We start from the raw sequence: 20,909 nt of genomic DNA, 5'->3' as shown, positions 1-20,909 counted from the left end.
CTTAAAGTCTTCATTTTTTAAGTTGTTAAATTAATGTCTAGTCCAAATGTTTAAAAAGATAGAACGTATTGTGTGTTGTTCAGTTATTGTCTAGTCCTTATATATATTTTAGTATCAATATATATACATATTTGCATTATTGACTATACATTTTTATTTAAGAATTGACACAAGTATAGCCTTACCATAACACCTAAAAGTTTTAGAATACAAACAATTGTAAAATGAAATACAAAATAGCTATTATTACTCTATTCTTAATTACAGCAATTAGCTGTAGTACACAAGAAACTGTAGTTCCAAAAAACGACTTTAATTTTGATTGGAATTTTAAACTTGAAGATTCTGTCTCAGGCATTAAAGATAACGATTGGCAAAAAATAAGATTACCACACGATTGGAGTATTTCTAATAAATTTGACTCTATAAAAGGTGAAGGCGCTACAGGTTATTTATTGGGTGGAATTGGATATTATGAGAAAAAATTTACTGCAAATTTAAATAGCAACCAAGTAGCATATATTGTTTTTGACGGTGTGTATAACAATGCAACTATTACATTAAACAACACCAAGTTAGGTTTTCACCCCTATGGTTACTCTCCCTTTTATTATGATATTACTGATGCTCTAAAAGAAAATGGAAAAGAAAATACTATAAACGTAAAAGTAGATAGGACTAGATACGCAGATAGTAGATGGTATACTGGCTCTGGAATATACAGAAATGTGAAGTTTATAACCAAAAACAAGTTACATATTCCTATTTGGGGATCTTTTATTACAACACCTAGCATAACTAGAGAACTAGCTACTGTTAACATACAAACAACTATAAATAACAAATACAACACTACAAAAACAGCAGAGCTAACCACAACTATTTATGACAAAAATGATATAGTTGTAAATACAGACACCAAAAAAATATCTGTAGCTAAAAATGCATTATTAAAAGACATAACTGCTATTACTGTTGACAACCCTAAGTTATGGGATACCAACAACCCTACTCTATATACTGCAATTACTACAATTAAGTTAGATGATGATGTAATTGACACTCAAAAAACAAAATTTGGAATACGCAGTATAAAGTTTGATGCTGATACAGGCTTTTATTTAAACGGAAAAAACAGAAAAATTAAAGGTGTTTGTTTACACCATGATGCTGGGCTTGTTGGTGCGGCTGTACCAAAAGGAGTTTGGAAAAGAAGATTGCAAGCATTAAAAGATATAGGTTGTAATGCTATTAGAATATCTCACAACCCTGCTTCTAATGAGTTTTTAGATTTATGCGATGAAATGGGATTTCTTGTACAAGATGAATTTTTTGATGAATGGGACAACCCAAAGGACAAGAGAAAAAATATGAACGAAAAAAGTGTTGACTATATTACAAGAGGCTATGTAGAACATTTTCAAGAATGGGCAGAAAAAGATTTAAAAAACACAGTTTTATCACACAGAAATCATCCATCAATTTTTCAATGGAGTATAGGAAATGAAATTGAATGGACATATCCAAGAAATGCAGAATCTACAGGCTTTTTTAATAATATGGATTGGAGTGGAAACTATTTTTGGTCACTACCACCTAACGATATTAACACCATAAAAGAAAAATTAAACACCCTACCTAAAGCTAAATATGATATTGGTGAAACAGCCAAAAAACTAGCAAAATGGACTAAAGAGTTAGATACTACTAGATATGTAATTGCAAACAGCATTTTACCTTCTTCTAGTTATGAGTCTGGTTATGCAGATGCTTTAGATATTATTGGCTTTAGTTACCGTAGAGTAATATATGATTACGGACACAAAAACTATCCTAATTTACCTGTTATGGGAACAGAAAATTTAGGGCAATGGCATGAATGGAAAGCTGTAATGGAAAGACCTTTTATCTCTGGTACATTTTTATGGACAGGTATAGATTATATGGGGGAATCTAACAAAGGCTGGCCAAAAAAAGGTACCTCTAGTGGTCTGTTAGATTTAGCTGGCTTTAAAAAACCATCATACCATATGTTTAATACACTATGGAATAACAAACCAAATATTTACATTACTTCTCAAATTTTAGATAAATCTATTTACAAACTAGATGCCAACAGCAATCCTGTAGAAAAAAAAGAAGGCAAATGGAAAACTGCTTTATGGCAATGGCATAACGTAAATGAACACTGGAACTATAAAGAAAATGAAACTACTGTTATAGAAGTATACTCTAACTGTGAAGAGGTTGAGCTTTATTTGAATGACAAATCATTAGGAATAAAAAAACTAAGTGATTTTGAAGATCATATATACAAATGGGCTGTTCCTTTTAAAAAAGGTACTTTAAAAGCAGTAGGCTTAAAAGGTGACAAAAAAGTAGAAACCAAAATAATTACAACATCTGAGCCTACTACAATTAAACTAACTGCAGACAAAGAGATATTAACAGCAGACGGTTATAGTGTTGCACACATTGTTGCGCAAATTGAAGATAAAGACGGAAACCCTATAAAATCAGAAGACAAGACTATAGATTTTAAAATTATTGGTGATGCCATATTACTTGGTGTAGATAATGGTAGTATAACCAATACACAGTATTTTAAAAATAATAAAATTAAAACCTATAGAGGAAAAGCTCTTTTAATTATTCAGTCTTTAAAAGACAAGACAAACCCAATTACAATTAAAGCAAACTCTGACACAATAAATAGCAACGAAATAAAAATTACTATAGAACCAAACAACAATTAATACTATGAACAGAAATAAAATATTATTATGTGCATTTACTTATTTACTTTTAATTACAGCATGTAAAAACAATACCAACACAAACAATAGCAGTGTTGCAAAGGAATCTAAAACAAAAATTACTCCAGAGCAAATTGATGAATTAGGTATTACAAACCCGGATTCACTAAGCAGCGCTACCAAAAGGGCATTACAGTGGCCAGCAGATTTGGGTAACAATTGGTTTATACAGTTTTCTAACTTAAAACCTTTAAAAGGAGATTTAGCTTATGAAGAAGGTGTTGTACGTAGAGATCCTAGTGCAATTATTAAAGAAAATGGTAAATATTACGTTTGGTACAGTAAAAGTTTAGGCCCGTCTCAGGGTTTTGGTGGTGATATAGAAAATGAAAAAGTTTTTCCTTGGGATAGGTGTGATATTTGGTACGCTACGTCTGAAGATGGTGAAACTTGGAAAGAAGAAGGTGTTGCTGTAGCAAGAGGAGAAAAAGGTGCTTATGATGATAGATCTGTTTTTACTGTAGAAATAATGAAATATGAAGGCAAATATTATCTATGCTATCAAACTGTAAAATCACCATACAATGTACGTGTAAAAAACCAAGTTGGCTTGGCTTGGTCAGATTCTCCTAATGGACCATGGACAAAAAGCAAAGAACCTATTCTTAGCCCAGCAGACAACGGTATTTGGAAAGGTGAAGAGCAAGACCGTTTTGCAGTAGAGAAAAAAGGTGACTTTGACAGTCATAAAGTACATGACCCTTGTATTTTACCATACAAAGGTAAATTTTACTTGTATTACAAAGGAGAACAAATGGGCGAAAAAATTACATTTGGCGGTAGACAAATACGCCATGGAGTTGCTATTGCAGACAACCCTTTAGGTCCTTATGTAAAATCGCCATATAACCCAATAAGTAATAGTGGGCATGAAATTTGTGTTTGGCCATATAATGGTGGTATTGCATCATTAATTACTACAGATGGTCCGGAGAAAAACACTATACAATGGGCTCCAGATGGTATTAATTTTGAAATTAAATCTGTTATTCCTGGCGTACCAGCACATGCAATAGGTTTAAACAGATCTGCAGACACAGAAAAAGATCCTACTGAAATTTTACGCTGGGGATTAACTCACATTTACAACAGTGGTGACTACCAAAGTATAATGAGCTTTACCTCTGCTAAAAAAACTTCGCACAAAGCAAAAGGTGTAAAATCCAAATAGGTAATACTATAAACTAAACACTAAAAAGGAACAGTTATACATTGTTCCTTTTTTTTATTCTATTTGTAGTTGAATAAATAGTAGTAATTTTACGGTATATAAGTAGATGTCTTATGAGCAAACTTAAAGTAGATTTAAAATCAGAATACAATGTTCCTAATTTAGAAAAAGGATTATTGGCTATAGAAATATTAGCTACAAAAAAAGATGGTTTAACTCTTGCAGAAATTACAGAAGCTCTTGCTTTAACAAAAACTACTGCCTTTAGAGTAGTAAGCACACTTATTTTTAAAAATTATCTTCAGAAAAACGAGACTACAAAAAAAATAACTTTATCCAGAAAAATGCTTACTCTAGGCATATCTGCAATGAACGAACAGAGCATTGTAGAGATGTCTATAGATGTTATGCGAGCCTTAAGAGACGAGCTAAAAGAATCTGTAATGCTAGGGGTTCTGTTAGACACCAAAGGAACAATTTTAGAACAAGTTTCATCTTCATATCCTGTTAAATTATTTGTAGAACCTGGCACGCAATTTAACCTGCATAGCTCGGTTGGAGGTAAATGTATTTTAGCTTTTTTACCCAAAGAAGAATCAGATAAAATTTTAAAAAAAACAACACTTACTAAGTACACAAAAAACACCATTACATCTAAAAAGGAGTTTAAAGAAACATTAGCATTGGTAAAACAAAATGGTTATGCTATAGATAATGGTGAAGATATACAAGGTATACACTGTATAGGCGCACCAATATTTAATGAGTCTGGTTACCCAGTAGCTGCGCTTTGGATAACAGCTCCACATGGTAGATTACCTCATGAAGATTTTCATAAAAAAGGGCAAATTGTAGCAAAATATGCCTTAGATATTTCTGTAAAACTTGGTTTTATTTCTCAGTAAAAGCAAGCTTTATAATACAATACATAAATTACACACATAATCTACAAGCCCTTATTTAATAAAGGGTTTACCCCTACACTACTATATTTTAACACATTACACTTAATTTAAGTTTATATAGATAGTTTATATCTTATAAAAAAATGTATCTTTGTTTCAAATATGAAACTAGTTTACTATTTGAAACTTAAATAAATGATAGCAACACAATACAAGGGCAATAAAACTTTTGCCATAATTGATAAAAAAATTGAAGAACCTACTGAAGATGAAGTACGTATTAAAGTAGCCTACTCTGGTGTTTGCGGTACCGACGTGCACATTTACCACGGTATGATGGATAAAAGAGTTTCAATACCACAAACAATTGGTCATGAAATGTCTGGCGTTATTGATGCTGTTGGTAAAAATGTAACCGATTACAAAGTAGGGGAAAAAATTGTTGTTAGGCCTTTAGATGACAGAAAAGTTAAAGCTTCTGATAAGGGATTTAACCACATCTGTGAAGATTTAAAATTTATAGGTATAGACAGTCCTGGATCTATGCAACAGTATTGGAATGTTCCCACATTTGTACTTCATAAATTAAAACCAGAAACAGATTTAAAACTAGCTGCTTTAATTGAACCACTATCTGTAGCAACACATGATGTACGTAGAAGCGGACTTATAAAAGGTGAAACTGCTGTTGTTTTAGGAGGTGGACCAATAGGTATGTTGGTTGCTATGGTTGCTAAAGAAGTTGGTGCACAAGTAATAATTTCTGAAGTTAACCCTACCAGAATTAAGATGGCTAAAGACCTAGGTTTTGATGCCGTAAACCCTACTGAGGTTGATTTAGTAGAATACGTTAAAAGCAAAACTGATGATAAAAGAGCAGACGTAGTTTTTGAAGTAGCTGGTGTACAACCTGCTTTAGATATTATGTGCGAGGTTGCTGGTATTAGAGGTAGAATTTTAATGGTTGCTATACACGGAGATAAAAAGCCTGTAGATCTTTTTAAATTTTTCTGGAAAGAACTAAGCTTAATTGGAGCTAGAGTTTACGAGAAAGAAGATTATGAAAAATCTATTGCATTAATAACAGAAAACAAACTGCCTTTTGAGGCAATGATTACAGACGTACAGCCATTAAGTAAAATTCAGGATGTATTTGAAAATATAGATAAAAATCCTTCTGGGATGAAAGTATTAATGGATTGTAGTTTATAATTTAAGAAATAAGAAAATGAGTGTTTTAGATACATTTAAATTAGAAGGTAAAACAGCTTTAGTTACAGGTTGTAAAAGAGGAATTGGTAAAGCTATGGCTATTGGATTAGCAGAAGCTGGCGCAAACATTATTGGTGTTTCGGCAAGTTTAGAGTTAACGGGCAGTAGCGTGGCTAAAGAAGTAGAAGCTAAAGGCAAAAAGTTTAGCGCATACCAATGCGATTTCTCTGATAGAAAAGCATTATACACATTTATAAATCAGGTAAAAAAAGATCATCCACAAATAGATATTCTAATAAACAATGCTGGTACAATTTTAAGAGCTCCGGCCGTAGAGCATCCAGATGAAATGTGGGATAAAGTAATTGAAGTTAACCAAAATGCACAATTTATACTTACTAGAGAAATTGGTAAAGAAATGGTTGCTAGAGGTAACGGAAAAATTGTTTTTACAGCTTCATTATTAACATACCAAGGTGGTATTACAGTTCCTGGCTATGCTGCTAGTAAAGGCGCTATTGGACAGTTAACTATGGCATTTGCTAATGAATGGGCTGGTAAAGGCGTAAATGTAAACGCCATTGCTCCTGGTTACATTGCCACAGATAATACTGAAGCTTTACGTAATAATCCAGAAAGAGCAGAATCTATTTTAGCAAGAATACCTGCAGGAAGATGGGGTAAACCAGAAGATTTTGCTGGTCCTGTGGTCTTTTTAGCATCTGAAGCTGCAAATTATATGAGTGGTTCTATCGTCTTAGTAGATGGCGGATGGATGGGTAGATAATTAATTTATATAGTATAACAATGCATCATCAAAATATAAAAATAGCAGTTCTTTTTTGTGTCCTTTTAGAGGTGAGTTTACTATTTGGCCAGCAAAAACCTAATATTGTTTTTATACTATCTGATGATGCTGGTTATGCAGATTTTGGTTTTCAAGGTAGTACTGAATTTAAAACTCCAGAACTAGATAAACTTGCTAAAAAGAGTGTAAAATTTACACAAGCTTACGTAAGTGCAGCTGTTTGTGGACCGTCTAGAGCCGGTATGTTAACAGGTCAATACCAACAAAAATTTGGTTTTGAAGAAAATAACGTACCCGGTTACATGAGCTATTCTGGTTTAACAGGTGATAATATGGGGCTGCCTACAAACCAACTTACTATTGCAGATTACTTAAAAAAACAAGGTTATACCACTGCCTTATTTGGAAAATGGCATATGGGTAACGCAGACCGTTTTCACCCTTCAAAACGTGGTTTTGATACATTTTATGGTTTTAGAGGAGGTGCTCGTAGCTACCTACCCTATAACGAAAATAATGTACTAACTAAAAATGAAGACAGATTAGAAAGAGGGTTTGGAAACTTTTTAGAACATAATGGCTATTTAACAGATGAATTGGCTAAAGAAGCAATATCATTCATTAAAAAAAACAAGCAAGACCCCTTCTTCATCTATTTATCTTTTAATGCTGTACACACTCCAATGCAGGCAACAAAACAAGATTTAGAGAAATTTCCAAATCTTACCGGAAAAAGAAAAACATTAGCTGCAATGACTTTAGCAATGGACAGAGCTATTGGGACTGTTTTAAATGAGTTAAAAAAGCAAGGATTAGCTAATAATACATTGGTTGTATTTACCAATGATAACGGAGGACCATCAGACTCAAACCAATCTAATAATAGCCCGCTTAGTGGCACAAAAGCTAACCATTTAGAAGGTGGTATTAGAGTTCCCTTTTTAATGTCATGGCCTAGTCAACTAAAGAAAAATACAACATACAACTACCCAATTAGCACCTTAGATCTTTTTCCTACATTTTTGAATGCTGCAAACGGAGAACCATCAAGCTTAAAAAAATTAGACGGTGTAGATCTAATACCTTATCTAAAAGGAGAAGATAAAGAAAGACCGCATAAAGTTCTTTTCTGGAAAAAAGAAAACAGAGGAGCAATTAGGAATATGGATTGGAAACTAATACGATTTCCAGATAGGCCTGCAGAGCTGTACAACTTACAAGAAGATGTCTCTGAGACAAACAATTTAGCAACACAATATCCTAAAAAAGTTAAAAAATTATACAAGCAACTATTTGCTTGGGAACTAAGCCTAGAAAGACCTCTTTGGCAATTAAGAAGAGAGTTTGAAGGCCACGCTGCCGAGCGTATGGATGCTTATAAAAAAACGAACACAAAAAAATAACACCAAATACTATGTCATCAACTAAAGAATACAAGTTATTTATTAACGGAGAGTGGGTAAAATCTACATCTGGAGAAACCATAGCCATTGTAAACCCATCTACAGAAGAAGTGGTAGCAAATGTGCAAAACGGAACAGCTGAAGAAGCTTTAGATGCATTAAAAGCTGCAGACAAAGCCCAAAAGGAATGGAAAAAATTACCTGCCCGTTCTAGAGCAGATATGTTATATAAATTGGCAGATGAAATTGATGCAAATACAGAACATTTGGCTCAACTATTAACTAAAGAGCAAGGGAAACTTTTAAAGGTTGCCCGTTTTGAGGTTGCTGTTACTGCTTCATTTATTAGATATGCCTGTGAGGGTGCACGTAGAATTGAAGGTGATATTATCCCTTCTGACAATCCTAATGAACAAATTTGGATTCAAAAAGTTCCTCGTGGTGTTGTTGTTGCAATTACAGCTTGGAATTTTCCTTTGGCTTTGGCTGGCCGTAAACTAGGTCCGGCTTTAGTTGCTGGTAACAGTATTGTTATTAAGCCTACATCAGAAACACCATTAGCAACACTAGAGTTAGGAAACTTAGCAAATAAAGTGGGGATACCTGCTGGTGTTATAAACATTATTACTGGTCCTGGCAGAGCTATGGGTAACGCATTGGTAGAAAGTCCTATTACAAAAATGGTAACAATGACAGGTTCTACACCTGTTGGTCAGCAAATAGCAAAAAATGCAGCCAATAACTTAACTCACGTTCAATTAGAGCTTGGTGGTAAAGCTCCTTTTATAGTTTTTAAAGATGCTGATATTGATGCTGCTGTAGACGCTGCTTTACATTCTAGATTTGATAATTGCGGACAAGTTTGTACCTGTAATGAACGTATGTATTTGCATGAAGATATTTATGATGTTTTTATGGAAAAATTTATAACAAAAACTAAGGCATTAAAAGTTGGCAATCCTATGTTAGAGAATACAGATATGGGTCCTAAAGTAAATGCTGCCGAGTTAAAACATATGGAGCATTTAGTTGCTGTTAGTGTAAAAGAAGGTGCAACTATAGCTACTGGTGGTAAAAGACCAGAAGGAGCAGAATTTGAAAAAGGATACTGGTTTGAGCCTACTGTTTTAACCAACGTAACACAAGATATGACTATTGTTCATGAAGAATCTTTTGGTCCTATTTTACCTGTTTTAAAGTTTAAAACTTTTGATGAAGTTATTGGCTATGCAAATGACTGTGAATACGGACTTGCTGCAATGGTTTTTACTAATGATATGAATACCATTATGAAATGTAATGATGAACTAGAATATGGAGAAATTTATGTAAATCGTGGTCACGGAGAACAACACCAGGGTTTTCATAATGGTTACAAACTTTCTGGTTCTGGTGGCGAAGATGGTAAATATGGTTTTGAACAGTATATGGAGAAAAAGACTTTTTACATTAAACACAAAGCATAATAGCAACTTTATATATTTAAAATGAGTACAAAAATTAAAAGTGTAGTTGCTAAACTATTTAAAGTTCCGTTGCCAGAGGTTTTAAACGATGCCAAACACGGTGACCACACACATTTTGAGTTAGTAACTACTACTATTACTTTAGAAGATGGCAGCCAAGGAACTGGTTATACTTATACTGGTGGTAAAGGCGGACACGCAATTAAAGCAATGATAGAATATGACTTTGCCTCTGTTTTAATTGGTAAAGATGGTACAGATATAGATGGTATATACGATTTTATGGAGTGGCACATTCACTACGTTGGTCGTGGTGGCATTGCATCATTTGCAATTTCTACTATAGATATAGCTCTTTGGGATATTAAATGTAAAAAAGCCAATCTTCCTCTATGGAAAATGGCTGGCGGTACAGATAACACATGTAAAGCTTATTGTGGCGGAATAGATTTACAATTTCCAATAGAAAAGCTTCTTAATAACATGAAAACCTATTTAGCAAACGGATTTAATGCTGTTAAGATTAAAATAGGAAGAGAAAATTTAGATGAAGATTTAGAACGAATAAAAGCTGTTAGAGAATTTATTGGGCCAGACGTTACTTTTATGGTAGATGCCAATTATTCTATGTCTATAGAAAAGGCTATAAAAGCTATTGAAGGTTTTAAGCAATACGATATTACTTGGTTTGAAGAACCTATTATTCCTGATGATTACAAAGGGTTTGGAGAAATAGTTGATAAAACTGGATTTCCTTTAGCTATGGGAGAAAACCTGCACACTATACATGAGTTTGAGTATGCTTTTGAGCAAGCAAAGCTTTCTTTTATACAACCAGATGCATCTAACTGTGGTGGTATTACAGGCTGGTTAAAAGCTGCTCGTTTAGCAGATAAACAAGGAGTTCCTGCTTGTTCACATGGTATGCAAGAACTGCACGTAAGTTTAGTTTCTGCCCAACCTAACGCAGGTTGGTTAGAAGTACATAGTTTTCCTATAGATGAATACACAACTAGACCACTTGTTGTAAAAAATCATAGAGCTGTGGCTCCAAACGAAGCAGGAACAGGCGTAGTATTTAACTGGGAAAAACTAGCTCCTTATCAACAATAAAAAAAATAGTATGAAACCAATACAAAGCAATTTTGGACTTATAGATGATAAAAAAGTAGATTTATATACTTTAAAAAATGCAAACGGAATGGTGGTAAAAATAACCAATTACGGAGCAACAATTACGTCTATACAAATACCTAATAAAAAAGGAGACCTAGTAGAAATTGCTTGTGGCTTTGATACTTTAGATGGTTATTTCTCTGATGACTATAAAGAAAATGCTCCTTACTTTGGAAGTACCGTAGGTAGGTATTGCTCACAAATTAAAGATGCTAATTTTACTTTAAACGGTAAACAATATCAATTAGAGAAAAATTGCGGCCCTAATAATTTACACGGAGGTACAGTGGGTTTTGACAAAAGATTATGGAGTCTAGATAGTACCAATGAAAACTTAGTAAAACTAACTTTAATAAGTAAAGATTTAGAAGAAGGTTTTCCTGGAAATGTTACTGTATCTGTAACTTTCTCATTAACAGAGAATAATGAACTTACTATTAATTATAATGCCATTACAGACGCAGATACACCATTATCATTAACAAACCACACCTATTTTAACTTGTCTGGCTTTAACACATCTATAGAGAACCATACAGCTCAAGTATTTACAAATAAACGTTTAAAATTAGATAATACTGGTGCGGCAACAGGAGAAATAGTAGATGTTTCTAATGCAGTAGATGATTTAAGAAATCCAAAAAAAATTGCAGACGCACACAATGCAATGAATGATGGTTTTGAACATTTTTATGTTTTTGATAATACTGGAGAAACAGTAACTAAAGTAGCAACAGTAGCCAATGAAAATGAGCAATTAAGTTTAGATGTTTTTACTACAGAGCCTTGTATGCTTTTATACACAGGTAAATACACTGCCAATAATTTAAAACGAGAAAACGGACTTAAATACGGCAAATACAGAGGTTTTTGTTGTGAAACTCATAGATATCCTAACGGACCAAATATTAAAAACTCACCAAAATCTATCACAAAAGCTGGTGAAAATTTTAAGAGCACAACCGTCTTTAAATTTTCATTTTAACAATAACTAATTCACTCAAAAAAACAACCAAACTATGACAGAAGGAGTATTACTAGCAATTTTTGCAGGATTAATGTTGGGCCTATATGCCTTACCAGAAAAATTTACCAAAGATTTTAAATATGAGAATACTTGGAGCTTATTTTTTCTATTAACAATGTTTGTTGTTCCAATAATTGCATCAATAACTTTAATAAAAGGGTTTGGTGATATTTTTGGAAATATGCCAACAGATATATGGATAAAAATGGGACTTACAAGTTTTCTTTGGGGAGTTGGAGTTATGATGTGGAGCAAGGCTATTAATCACATTGGTTTGTCTTTAGGGTTTTCTTTATTTATTGGAACCATAATTTTAGTAGGTTCTGTATTACCTTTTATTGAAGATGGCTTACCCCCTACTAATAAACTATCAATAATTTTGATTGGTTTGTTTGTTGTTTTAATAGGCATATTTGCTAACGGAAAAGCTGGTTTTATACGAGAAAAAGTAGAAAAAAACACAAAAGATGATACTTTAAAAAAAGGTTCTATGGCCACTGGTATTTTAATTGCTGTAGTTGGCGGTTTGTTAGCTACTGGCTTTAGTTATGCTAATGCAGCAGGAAGACCTTACTTACACGAGGCTAGCCAAGCTGCAGGAAATGCTGAGTGGATTACTGCTGTTGCTGTTATGTTTCCTATTTTTATTAGTGGTGGTATTGTAATGACTGCCTATTTTCTATGGCAATTAAACAGTAAAAAAGCTTGGAAAGATTTTAAAACGCCTGCTTTTAGTAAAAACTTTGTATTAATATTAGTAATGGCATTTTTTCACTATGCCGCTTCTGCCCTATTTGCATTTGCAGCTTATAAATTAGGAGCTTCGGGTAACACTGTTGGTTACGCAATTTTTAATACTTCATGTGTGGTAACAGCAATTTTAAGTGGTATAATAACCAAAGAGTGGATTAACGCATCTAAAAAAGCAAGAAACTTTTTATACCTAGGACTTAGTTGTATGGTAATTGGTATTGTAATAGTTGCTTATAGCAACAGTATAGTTTAAAACCAAAACTTGTAGTTAGTTTAGTTTTATTTGTAAGGAAGGCCTGCTTTTTTAAGCAGGCCTTTTAACTGTAAAAAGTTTAGACTGTTAATAAAAACAGCCTAAACTTAAACAAAAAGAACTAAAAAAAACTAACTTTTTATAATTGAAATATCTTCTCTAAAGCAATCCACTTTTCACCATCTTTTGCCCATGGTAATTCTTGTTGGTACTTCCACATTAAGTTTTCCCACTCTTGTACTTTGGGGTTTTCTGCATCCATTTTTGCCTTTTTATTAGCATTAAAAGTTGCGTCTACCTCCATTATCATAAACATTCTATTACCTGTTAGGTAAATTTGCATATCTACAATACCAGCATCTTTTATACTCTTAGTAATTTCTGGCCAAGCTTTACCTGCTGCGTGGTAGGCTTTATACTCTTCTATAAGTTTAGAGTCGTCTTTTAAGTCGCAAGAATAGCAATATCTTTTGGTACTCATTATTATATTTTTTTTGATGATTTATAAGTTACATACCCATAAGCAGTAACTACAGATAAGCATATAAGTGGTAGTATAAATGAAAAATTAATTTCTGGTATAAACCCTAACACTTTTACATCTGAAAAACCAGGTCCTCCCCAATCTAAAATTCCTCCTTGTAAAACTGGCATTAAAGCACCGCCAACAATTGCCATTACCAAACCTGCAGATCCTATTTTAGCTTCATCTCCCATATCTTTAAGTGCAATACCATAAATGGTAGGAAACATAATAGACATAAATAAAGACACTGTAACCAATGAATATAAACCTAACTGGCCTTGTATTAAAATTGCACCTGCAGAAAACAATACTCCTCCTACACCAAATAATAGTAATACACGAGACGGATTTAATGTTTTCATTAAAGCTGTACCTATCCATCTACCAGATAAAAATATAATCATTGCTGCTACATTATACCACGTAGCTGTTAATGCCTCGTTTTTAGGTAAACCTTCATTTATATTATCTACATATTGAAAAATATAGGTCCAACACATAATTTGTGCTCCTACATAAAATGCCTGTGCTACAACTCCAAAAATGTAGTTTTTATTAGCTAGTAATTTTTTAAAAGAATCTGAAATAGACATTTTATCTCCGTCTACAGATTTAGGAATTTTAATAAATAATATAATGCCCATAATACACAAAACAACTACACCAAGTATAATGTATGGTACGCTAATTACGTTTAAATCGTTTTCTCTTATAACAGCTTTTGCAGAAGTAGATAAGGAATCATAAACCAACTCTCCTGCTTCATTTTTGTCATCAGAACGTAAAGAGGAAATTACAAATTGTTGTGCTACTATCATCCCAATTAAAGATCCTATTGGGTTAAAAGCTTGTGTTAAATTTAAACGCTGTGTTGCAGTTTCTTTTGCTCCTAATGACAATATTAATGGGTTAGATGTGGTCTCTAAAAATGCCAAACCACATGTTATTACCCAAAGTGAAATTAAAAAGTAATTAAACTCTTGTAAAGCTGCTGCCGGATAAAATAAAAAAGCTCCTATTGCATACAAGCACAACCCTAATATAATACCAGATTTGTAACTGTATTTTCTAATAAATAAAGCTGCTGGTAATGCCATAAAAAAATACCCAAAATAAAAAGCAAACTGCACTAAAGAAGCCTGCATATTAGACAATTCTGGCATTACTTTTTTAAACGCAGAAACCATAGGATTGGTTAAGTCATTTGCAATTCCCCATAAAGCAAATAAAGAAGTTATCATTATAAAAGGAAATAACAATTCCTTTTTTACTATTGGGTTATCTTTTGGTTGATTCATATTTAGGTAAATTACTTTTATATAAAATTAAAAATGATAGCTGCTTGCAAAGGCCACTACTGGCTTAAATAATAGAACAAATGTTTTATTATTTTACTCTGTTAATAAAGACCTATCTAAATGCACATAACCACCGTCTACTGTGATAAACTGTCCTGTTGTGTGTGATGATTTTGAAGATATTGTAAACAAACATTGGTCTGCAATTTCTGCTGGCATTGTCATTCTATTTTCTAATGGTATTTTTTTTACAATAGATTGAAGTTTTTCTTCTCCGTTTTCTAAAGTTTTAATCCAAGCCTCATAAGCAGGTGTCCAACTTTCTGCAATAACAATGGCATTAGAACGTATCCCGTAGCTAATTAAATCTACAGCCCACTCACGTGTTAACCCAAATACACCTCCTTTAGATGCTGCGTAGCCAGATGTACCTCCTTGGCCTGTAAGTGCTACTTTAGACCCAATATTTAAAATATTTCCTTTAGTTTTTTTTAGCATTGGCAAACAGTATTTGGCCATTGCAAAATAACTTACCATATTAAGCTTAAGAGAGTACATAAAATCTTCTATAGGTGCATCTAAACCTGCACCATCATTAACACCAACATTATTTATTAAGGCATCAATTTTACCGTATTTTTCTTCTATTGTTTTAGCTGCAGCTTCAATTTGTGTATGGTCTGATAAATCTGTTTTTACAAACAAAGCATCTATACCTTTTTCTTTAAGTTCTTTTTCATATCCAAAACCTCTATCATTTCTACAAACTATAACTGGTATTGCACCCTCTGCCGCTAAATGTTGTACTATTGTTTCTCCTATACTACCTTTTATACCTGCAGCTCCTGTTACTACAACTACTTTATTTTTTAATCCTAAATCCATTTTATATCTTTTTATAAATTATAAAATTTTACAGCATTTAACCCAAGTATCTTTTCTTGATCTTCTGCACTTAATTGGGAAATAAAATCTGTAACTAACTCTTTTACTTTTTTATAGTTGCCCGCTACTAAGCACACAGGCCAATCTGATCCAAATAATAACCTATCTACTCCAAAAGCTTTTAAAACCAATTGCATATAAGGTTGTATAGTATCTGGTGTCCACGCTATATAATCTGCTTCTGTTACCATACCAGATAGTTTGCAGTACACATTTTGTTGTGCGCCAATTGCCAACATTAAGTTTGCCCAACCATCATAAAAACCATCTTTTATATATGGTTTAGCAATATGGTCTATGACAAAGTTTATTTTAGGAAACTTTTTTACAAACTCTAATACTGCTCCTAACTGATGCGGAAAAACCAAAATGTCATACGTAAAATTGTATTTTTCTAATTTTGATATTCCGTTTAAAAAGTCTGTTCTTAATAAAAAATTATGATCTGGCTCACCTTGTACTACGTGTCTAAAGCCTTTTATTATATTTATTTTACTGTAATGTTTTAAAACCTCATCAATATTTTTAGCTCTAAAATCTACCCAGCCAACAACACCTTTTATAAAGCTATTTTTAGAAGCTAGGTCTATTAAAAAGTCGTTCTCTAAAGTTGTTTGGTCTGCTTGTACAGCTACACAACCATCTATATTATTTTCTAAATAAACTTTTTTTAGTTTGGCTGGCATAAAATCTTTTCTAATTACAGCCATAGTATCGTCTATCCAACTATGTTTTGTTGGTTCATATTTCCAAAAATGTTGATGAGCATCTATTATCATATTATTCTTCTAAACTTTTAAGACTTTCTTCTACTCCGTTTTTTTCAATCTCTAAAATAGATTTAGCTATAAAGTTTACCAACCCTTTATATTTAGTTAAATCACTACCCACTATAGTTTTATTTGCTAGAGTATGCGTAACTAAATCTGTTACAGATTGCGACTTATTATCTACCATTTGCCATTGATTTTTAAAAAATTCAACTACCAAGCTATCATCTTTAATAGCTATATCCTCTTCATTAAAACTGCCTTTGTAAAAACGAATTAAACTGGCCAACGAAAAAGCAATGCGTTTAGGAAAAGAACCATTTAGCTCATTATAGTCTTTAAATGCAGGCAATAATCTTGATTGAAATTTTGAGGTACTATTTAATGATATTGCAATTAAAAAATGTTGAAGCGTAGGATTTTTAAACCTGTCTACCACAGCGTTTATAAAAGCATCTATTTCGTTAAAAGAAAACTTAGTTAACGTAGGTTTAATTTCTGTAGCTAAAATTTGAAAAATATGATTACTAACTATATCATTATCCATACTTTCCTTTACCGTTCTTAATCCGGCTAAATAACCAACCGGAACTAAAGAAGTATGTGCACCATTTAAAATACGCACTTTCATTTCTCGGTAATCGTCTAAATTATCTACAAACTGTACATTTAAATCTGTTTTAGAAAAAGGCAATTCTTTTTGTACCAATTCATCTGCCTTAATAACCCAGCTATGGTATTCTTCACCAGCAACTAAAAGCTTGTCTTTAAAGCCTATTTTATTCTCTAGTGACGCAACCCTATCTTTAGGATAACCCGATACTATACGGTCTACCAGTGTACTACAAAAATGGTTGCAATTTAAAATCCAGTCTATAAACTCTTGTTTTAACTGCCAATGTTTTGCATACTGTATAACTGTTTCTTTTAAAGCCTCACCGTTATTTTCTATTAGCTCACAAGGCAAAAAAATACAGCCTTTATCCTTGTCTCCATTAAAGTAACTAAACCTATGATGTAACCATAATGTTAGTTTTGCAGGAAATTCTTTAGGAGGGCAATCTGTAATTTTATCATTTTCAGAAAACTGAATTCCGGCTTCTGTAGTGTTAGATACTATAAATCTTAATTCTGGTAACTCTGCCAACTCTAAGTATTTATCCCATTCTGTGTAAGGTTGAATAATGGTACTTATAGACTCTACTAAAGTAACTTCTGATACTGTTTCACCATTTTTAATACCATCTAAGGCTACAGTAAACAAACCATCTTGCTCCCTAAGAGCTGTGTAATCTCCTCTTTCTGTTGGTTTAATTACAGCTACACTACCATTAAAATTTGTTGTTTTGTTTAACACATCAAACATCCAATCACAAAAGGCGCGCAAAAAGTTACCTCCACCAAATTGCATAACACGTACGGGATGCTTAACTGGTTTTTGAGCTGTGTACCTGTCTAATAATTGTATAGTTTTTTCTTTTGTTGTCATTTTTACAATACGTTGTTTACTACGTAAATCTTATTTATAAAGAAACTCCTCTCTTCCAAGGAATAAAGTCGTTATTACCGTGTATTACTGCTTTAGATGCTACTTCTCCGCTAGCTACTTTTATAATGTGTTCTAAAAATTTTTCTCCCATAGTTTCTATAGTATCTTCTCCACTTATAACAGTACCTGCGTTTATATCTATAATGTCTTTCATACGTTGGTACAAATCACTATTACTAGATACTTTTAGTACAGGAGCAACTGGGTTTCCTGTGGGCGTTCCTAAGCCAGTTGTAAATACAACCACATTACAACCAGAACCAACCAAACCGGTAGTAGACTCTACATCGTTACCTGGTGTACATAATAAATTTAAACCTGGCTTTGTAACCTGCTCTGTATAATCTAACACACTAACTACTGGTGATGTACCTCCTTTTTTGGCAGCTCCTGCAGATTTCATAGCATCTGTAATTAAGCCATCTTTAATATTTCCGGGAGACGGATTGTTTTCAAAACCAGAACCAACAGCAACAGCTGCAGCAGAGTACGCTCTCATTAAATTGTAAAACTTTTTAGAGTCTTGTTCTGTATCGCATCTATTAATTATTTCTTGCTCTACACCGTTAAGTTCTGGAAACTCTGCTAAAACAGGACTACCTCCTAAGGCTACTAATAAATCTGATGTATAACCTAAAGCAGGGTTTGCAGATATTCCTGAAAACCCATCAGAACCACCACACTCTAACCCTAAAATTAGTTTGCTAAGCGGTGCGGGTTTTCTATTTATTTTATTGGCTTCTATTAAACCTAAAAACGTATGTTTTACAGCTTCTTCTATAAAGTTACGCTCACTTAAACTACCTTGTTGCTCTAAGTAGTTTACTGGTTTAGTAAGCTTTGGGTCTATGGCTAAAATGGCATCTTGCAGCATAGAAATTTGTGCATTTTGGCATCCTAAACTTAAAATTGTAGCTCCTGCTACATTTGGGTTACAAATGTACCCAGCTAATAGTCTGCATAAAGTTTCAGAGTCTTGACGTATGCCTCCACAACCACCATCATGTTTTAAAAACTTAATTCCGTCTACATTAGGAAATACTCTATTTTTAGCCATTTCCTCGTGAGTAGTAATTATAGCCGTATTAAAAATAGCATCTTTGCTGGCTCCAGATTTGTACTGCTTAATTAAAGCATCTGTATCTACAGCAAAATCTTTTTTTGTTTGATAGCCAAGTTTCTCTGCAAGTGCAGCTTCTAAAACATCAATATTTCTGTTTTCACAAAATGTTAGTGGTATTACCAACCAATAATTGGCTGTACCTACTTTACCATCTTTTCTATGGTACCCGTTAAATGTTTTGTTTTTAAACTTAGATATGTCTGGTGCACTCCAAACAAACTCTTCTTTTTTATTTGTAAAGTCTGATGATGCGTGTTTTACATTTTCTATTGTAATTGCACTACCTGCTTTAATAGTTGTTGTTGCTTTACCAATTAAAACACCATACATATAAATTTTATCTGCAGTATTAAAATCATGTAAAGCAAACTTATGTTTTTGCTTTATGTCTTGTGGCAAAACTATTTGTTTACCTGCTATAGTTACTACTGTACCTTTACTTAATGCTGTAATAGCTACTATAATATTGTCTTTAGCATCTATTTGTATGTAGTTTTTAGACATTGCTATTTTTTAAAAATTTACAGTTGCTTTTATTACTCCTGTTTCTGGATTAAGCCAACTATCAAAATTTGAAATCATCTCTGTAAAAGGCACAGTATGAGTAATAAATGATTCTGTAGGAAACTGATTTAAAACATTAATTACGTGTTCAAAATCTTGACTTGTTGCATTTCTGCTACACATTAATGTCATTTCTTTAGCGTGTATTGCAGGGTGCATATAGGTTAACTCTCCTTTAGACAAGCCAACAAGTATAAATCTTCCGCCGTGAGACATATAAGAAGGACAAGTTTCTAATGCTCCTTTATGCCCAGATGCATCAAAAACAGCAGTACATAAATCGCCATTTGTAATCTCTGTAATTTTAGCAACAGGATCATCTGCAACATTTACAGTGTAGTCTACACCTATTTTTTCTTTAGCATATTGCAATCGTTGCTCGTTTAAATCTAGAGCTATTACTTTGGCACCTGCAATTTGTGCTAGTTTCATGATTCCTATACCAATAGGACCACAACCAACAACAGCTATAGTTTCTCCTTTTGTAATATTTGCTCTTCTAATAGCGTGTGCTCCTATTGCCAAAGGTTCTACAATTGCCATTTGGTCATTAGATAAATTATTAGCAGGTATTAAAATACTAGCAGGTACGGTAATTTGTTCTTGCATACCACCGTCTGTATGCACACCCAAAACTTTAATATTAGTGCAGCAGTTTGTTTTTCCGTTTCTACAAGCTATACAAGTTCCACAGCTTATGTATGGCATTACTACTACCTTATCACCTGCTTTAATACCTTTTGGGTTTTCTCCAATTTCTAACACCTCAGACGCTAACTCATGACCCAAAATTCTTGGATATGTAAAAAAAGCTTGGTTGCCACCATACGCGTGTAAATCTGTACCACAAATACCAACCTTATTTATTTTTAGTAGAGCTTCACCTTCTTTTCTAACTGGTGCATCTTTCTCTTTTAAAAGAAATTTACCTGGTTTTTCACAAACTATATATTTCATTATTTATGGCGTTATTTTGCGTTTAATTTTATTTGGATATTGCTACCCAAATACGATCTTTAGTTCTTTGGTAAAGTTCGTTTATATCATTTTTGTTAATTACAGTAAATGATTTAAAAACTAGAACATATGTTATTTGTTCACCCTAAAGAATATCAACCAAATACACGCAAACAACTTAAAAACA

The 20,909-nt window shown here is 33.0% G+C and carries 17 protein-coding genes; 10 read left to right on the top strand and 7 right to left on the bottom strand.

Going from position 1 to position 20,909, the window contains the following annotated elements:
* The first annotated feature begins 224 nt into the window (after nt 1-224).
* The 10 genes from Q4487_RS14420 (at nt 225) to Q4487_RS14375 (ending at nt 12,990) form a co-directional block, all read left to right on the top strand.
* Nucleotides 225-2,756, top strand: a complete 2,532-nt coding sequence (locus Q4487_RS14420; RefSeq protein ID WP_303544955.1) for a glycoside hydrolase family 2 TIM barrel-domain containing protein — start codon at nt 225-227, stop codon at nt 2,754-2,756.
* A 4-nt stretch (nt 2,757-2,760) separates the two neighbouring features.
* A complete protein-coding gene (locus tag Q4487_RS14415) occupies nt 2,761-3,987 on the top strand; it encodes a family 43 glycosylhydrolase (RefSeq protein ID WP_303544952.1) in 1,227 nt (408 codons plus the stop codon).
* A 113-nt stretch (nt 3,988-4,100) separates the two neighbouring features.
* Complete coding sequence (locus tag Q4487_RS14410) at nt 4,101-4,892, top strand: IclR family transcriptional regulator (protein ID WP_303544949.1); 792 nt, start codon at nt 4,101-4,103, stop codon at nt 4,890-4,892.
* Nucleotides 4,893-5,087: 195 nt separating this feature from the next.
* Nucleotides 5,088-6,104: a zinc-binding dehydrogenase gene (locus Q4487_RS14405; RefSeq protein ID WP_100895244.1), complete on the top strand. Its 1,017-nt coding sequence runs from the start codon at nt 5,088-5,090 to the stop codon at nt 6,102-6,104.
* A 16-nt stretch (nt 6,105-6,120) separates the two neighbouring features.
* Complete coding sequence (locus Q4487_RS14400; RefSeq protein WP_303544945.1) at nt 6,121-6,891, top strand: SDR family oxidoreductase; 771 nt, start codon at nt 6,121-6,123, stop codon at nt 6,889-6,891.
* Between the two features lie 20 nt (nt 6,892-6,911).
* Nucleotides 6,912-8,315 carry a sulfatase gene (locus Q4487_RS14395; RefSeq protein WP_303544942.1) on the top strand — a complete coding sequence of 468 codons (1,404 nt, stop codon included), beginning with the start codon at nt 6,912-6,914 and terminating at the stop codon, nt 8,313-8,315.
* Between the two features lie 11 nt (nt 8,316-8,326).
* Nucleotides 8,327-9,781: an aldehyde dehydrogenase gene (aldA, locus tag Q4487_RS14390; RefSeq protein WP_100895241.1), complete on the top strand. Its 1,455-nt coding sequence runs from the start codon at nt 8,327-8,329 to the stop codon at nt 9,779-9,781.
* A gap of 21 nt (nt 9,782-9,802) precedes the next feature.
* Nucleotides 9,803-10,894 (top strand): mandelate racemase/muconate lactonizing enzyme family protein, encoded by a 1,092-nt coding sequence (locus Q4487_RS14385; protein WP_303544937.1) that lies wholly within the window; start codon nt 9,803-9,805, stop codon nt 10,892-10,894.
* 10 nt (nt 10,895-10,904) lie between these two features.
* The gene (locus Q4487_RS14380; protein ID WP_303544934.1) at nt 10,905-11,942 is read left to right on the top strand and encodes an aldose epimerase family protein; all 1,038 of its coding nucleotides are present in this window, start codon (nt 10,905-10,907) and stop codon (nt 11,940-11,942) included.
* 34 nt (nt 11,943-11,976) lie between these two features.
* Entirely contained in the window at nt 11,977-12,990 is a 1,014-nt protein-coding gene (locus Q4487_RS14375) for an L-rhamnose/proton symporter RhaT (protein ID WP_100895238.1), read from the top strand.
* 139 nt (nt 12,991-13,129) lie between these two features.
* On the opposite strand, the gene Q4487_RS14370 is transcribed toward Q4487_RS14375, so the two are convergent.
* The 7 genes from Q4487_RS14370 to Q4487_RS14340 form a co-directional block, all read right to left on the bottom strand.
* On the bottom strand, nt 13,130-13,471 hold the full coding sequence (locus Q4487_RS14370; RefSeq protein WP_303544927.1) for an L-rhamnose mutarotase: 342 nt from the start codon (nt 13,469-13,471) through the stop codon (nt 13,130-13,132).
* 2 nt (nt 13,472-13,473) lie between these two features.
* Nucleotides 13,474-14,814, bottom strand: coding sequence for an L-fucose:H+ symporter permease (fucP, locus tag Q4487_RS14365; protein ID WP_303544924.1), 1,341 nt, complete (start codon nt 14,812-14,814; stop codon nt 13,474-13,476).
* 93 nt (nt 14,815-14,907) lie between these two features.
* The gene (locus tag Q4487_RS14360) at nt 14,908-15,699 is read right to left on the bottom strand and encodes an SDR family oxidoreductase (RefSeq protein WP_303544922.1); all 792 of its coding nucleotides are present in this window, start codon (nt 15,697-15,699) and stop codon (nt 14,908-14,910) included.
* Nucleotides 15,700-15,710: 11 nt separating this feature from the next.
* Nucleotides 15,711-16,538 (bottom strand): amidohydrolase, encoded by an 828-nt coding sequence (locus tag Q4487_RS14355; RefSeq protein ID WP_303544918.1) that lies wholly within the window; start codon nt 16,536-16,538, stop codon nt 15,711-15,713.
* A 1-nt stretch (nt 16,539) separates the two neighbouring features.
* Nucleotides 16,540-18,018: a tagaturonate reductase gene (locus Q4487_RS14350; RefSeq protein WP_303544915.1), complete on the bottom strand. Its 1,479-nt coding sequence runs from the start codon at nt 18,016-18,018 to the stop codon at nt 16,540-16,542.
* 34 nt (nt 18,019-18,052) lie between these two features.
* Nucleotides 18,053-19,705, bottom strand: coding sequence for a UxaA family hydrolase (locus Q4487_RS14345; protein WP_303544913.1), 1,653 nt, complete (start codon nt 19,703-19,705; stop codon nt 18,053-18,055).
* A 9-nt stretch (nt 19,706-19,714) separates the two neighbouring features.
* Entirely contained in the window at nt 19,715-20,722 is a 1,008-nt protein-coding gene (locus Q4487_RS14340) for a zinc-binding alcohol dehydrogenase family protein (RefSeq protein WP_303544909.1), read from the bottom strand.
* Between the last annotated feature and the right edge of the window lie 187 nt (nt 20,723-20,909).

This window comes from Cellulophaga sp. 3_MG-2023, assembly GCF_030546975.1.
Taxonomy (GTDB): domain Bacteria; phylum Bacteroidota; class Bacteroidia; order Flavobacteriales; family Flavobacteriaceae; genus Cellulophaga.
Note: the sequence above shows the minus strand (reverse complement) of the source record. Positions and strands in the feature narration are given on the sequence as shown.

Excerpts from the sequence above, each read along its gene's own strand:
- Q4487_RS14420 (WP_303544955.1), top strand. The coding sequence starts at position 225 with ATGAAATACAAAATAGCTATTATTACTCTATTCTTAATTACAGCAATT.
- Q4487_RS14415 (WP_303544952.1), top strand. The coding sequence starts at position 2,761 with ATGAACAGAAATAAAATATTATTATGTGCATTTACTTATTTACTTTTA.
- Q4487_RS14410 (WP_303544949.1), top strand. The coding sequence starts at position 4,101 with ATGAGCAAACTTAAAGTAGATTTAAAATCAGAATACAATGTTCCTAAT.
- Q4487_RS14405 (WP_100895244.1), top strand. The coding sequence starts at position 5,088 with ATGATAGCAACACAATACAAGGGCAATAAAACTTTTGCCATAATTGAT.
- Q4487_RS14400 (WP_303544945.1), top strand. The coding sequence starts at position 6,121 with ATGAGTGTTTTAGATACATTTAAATTAGAAGGTAAAACAGCTTTAGTT.
- Q4487_RS14395 (WP_303544942.1), top strand. The coding sequence starts at position 6,912 with ATGCATCATCAAAATATAAAAATAGCAGTTCTTTTTTGTGTCCTTTTA.
- aldA (WP_100895241.1), top strand. The coding sequence starts at position 8,327 with ATGTCATCAACTAAAGAATACAAGTTATTTATTAACGGAGAGTGGGTA.
- Q4487_RS14385 (WP_303544937.1), top strand. The coding sequence starts at position 9,803 with ATGAGTACAAAAATTAAAAGTGTAGTTGCTAAACTATTTAAAGTTCCG.
- Q4487_RS14380 (WP_303544934.1), top strand. The coding sequence starts at position 10,905 with ATGAAACCAATACAAAGCAATTTTGGACTTATAGATGATAAAAAAGTA.
- Q4487_RS14375 (WP_100895238.1), top strand. The coding sequence starts at position 11,977 with ATGACAGAAGGAGTATTACTAGCAATTTTTGCAGGATTAATGTTGGGC.
- Q4487_RS14370 (WP_303544927.1), bottom strand. The coding sequence starts at position 13,471 with ATGAGTACCAAAAGATATTGCTATTCTTGCGACTTAAAAGACGACTCT.
- fucP (WP_303544924.1), bottom strand. The coding sequence starts at position 14,814 with ATGAATCAACCAAAAGATAACCCAATAGTAAAAAAGGAATTGTTATTT.
- Q4487_RS14360 (WP_303544922.1), bottom strand. The coding sequence starts at position 15,699 with ATGGATTTAGGATTAAAAAATAAAGTAGTTGTAGTAACAGGAGCTGCA.
- Q4487_RS14355 (WP_303544918.1), bottom strand. The coding sequence starts at position 16,538 with ATGATAATAGATGCTCATCAACATTTTTGGAAATATGAACCAACAAAA.
- Q4487_RS14350 (WP_303544915.1), bottom strand. The coding sequence starts at position 18,018 with ATGACAACAAAAGAAAAAACTATACAATTATTAGACAGGTACACAGCT.
- Q4487_RS14345 (WP_303544913.1), bottom strand. The coding sequence starts at position 19,705 with ATGTCTAAAAACTACATACAAATAGATGCTAAAGACAATATTATAGTA.
- Q4487_RS14340 (WP_303544909.1), bottom strand. The coding sequence starts at position 20,722 with ATGAAATATATAGTTTGTGAAAAACCAGGTAAATTTCTTTTAAAAGAG.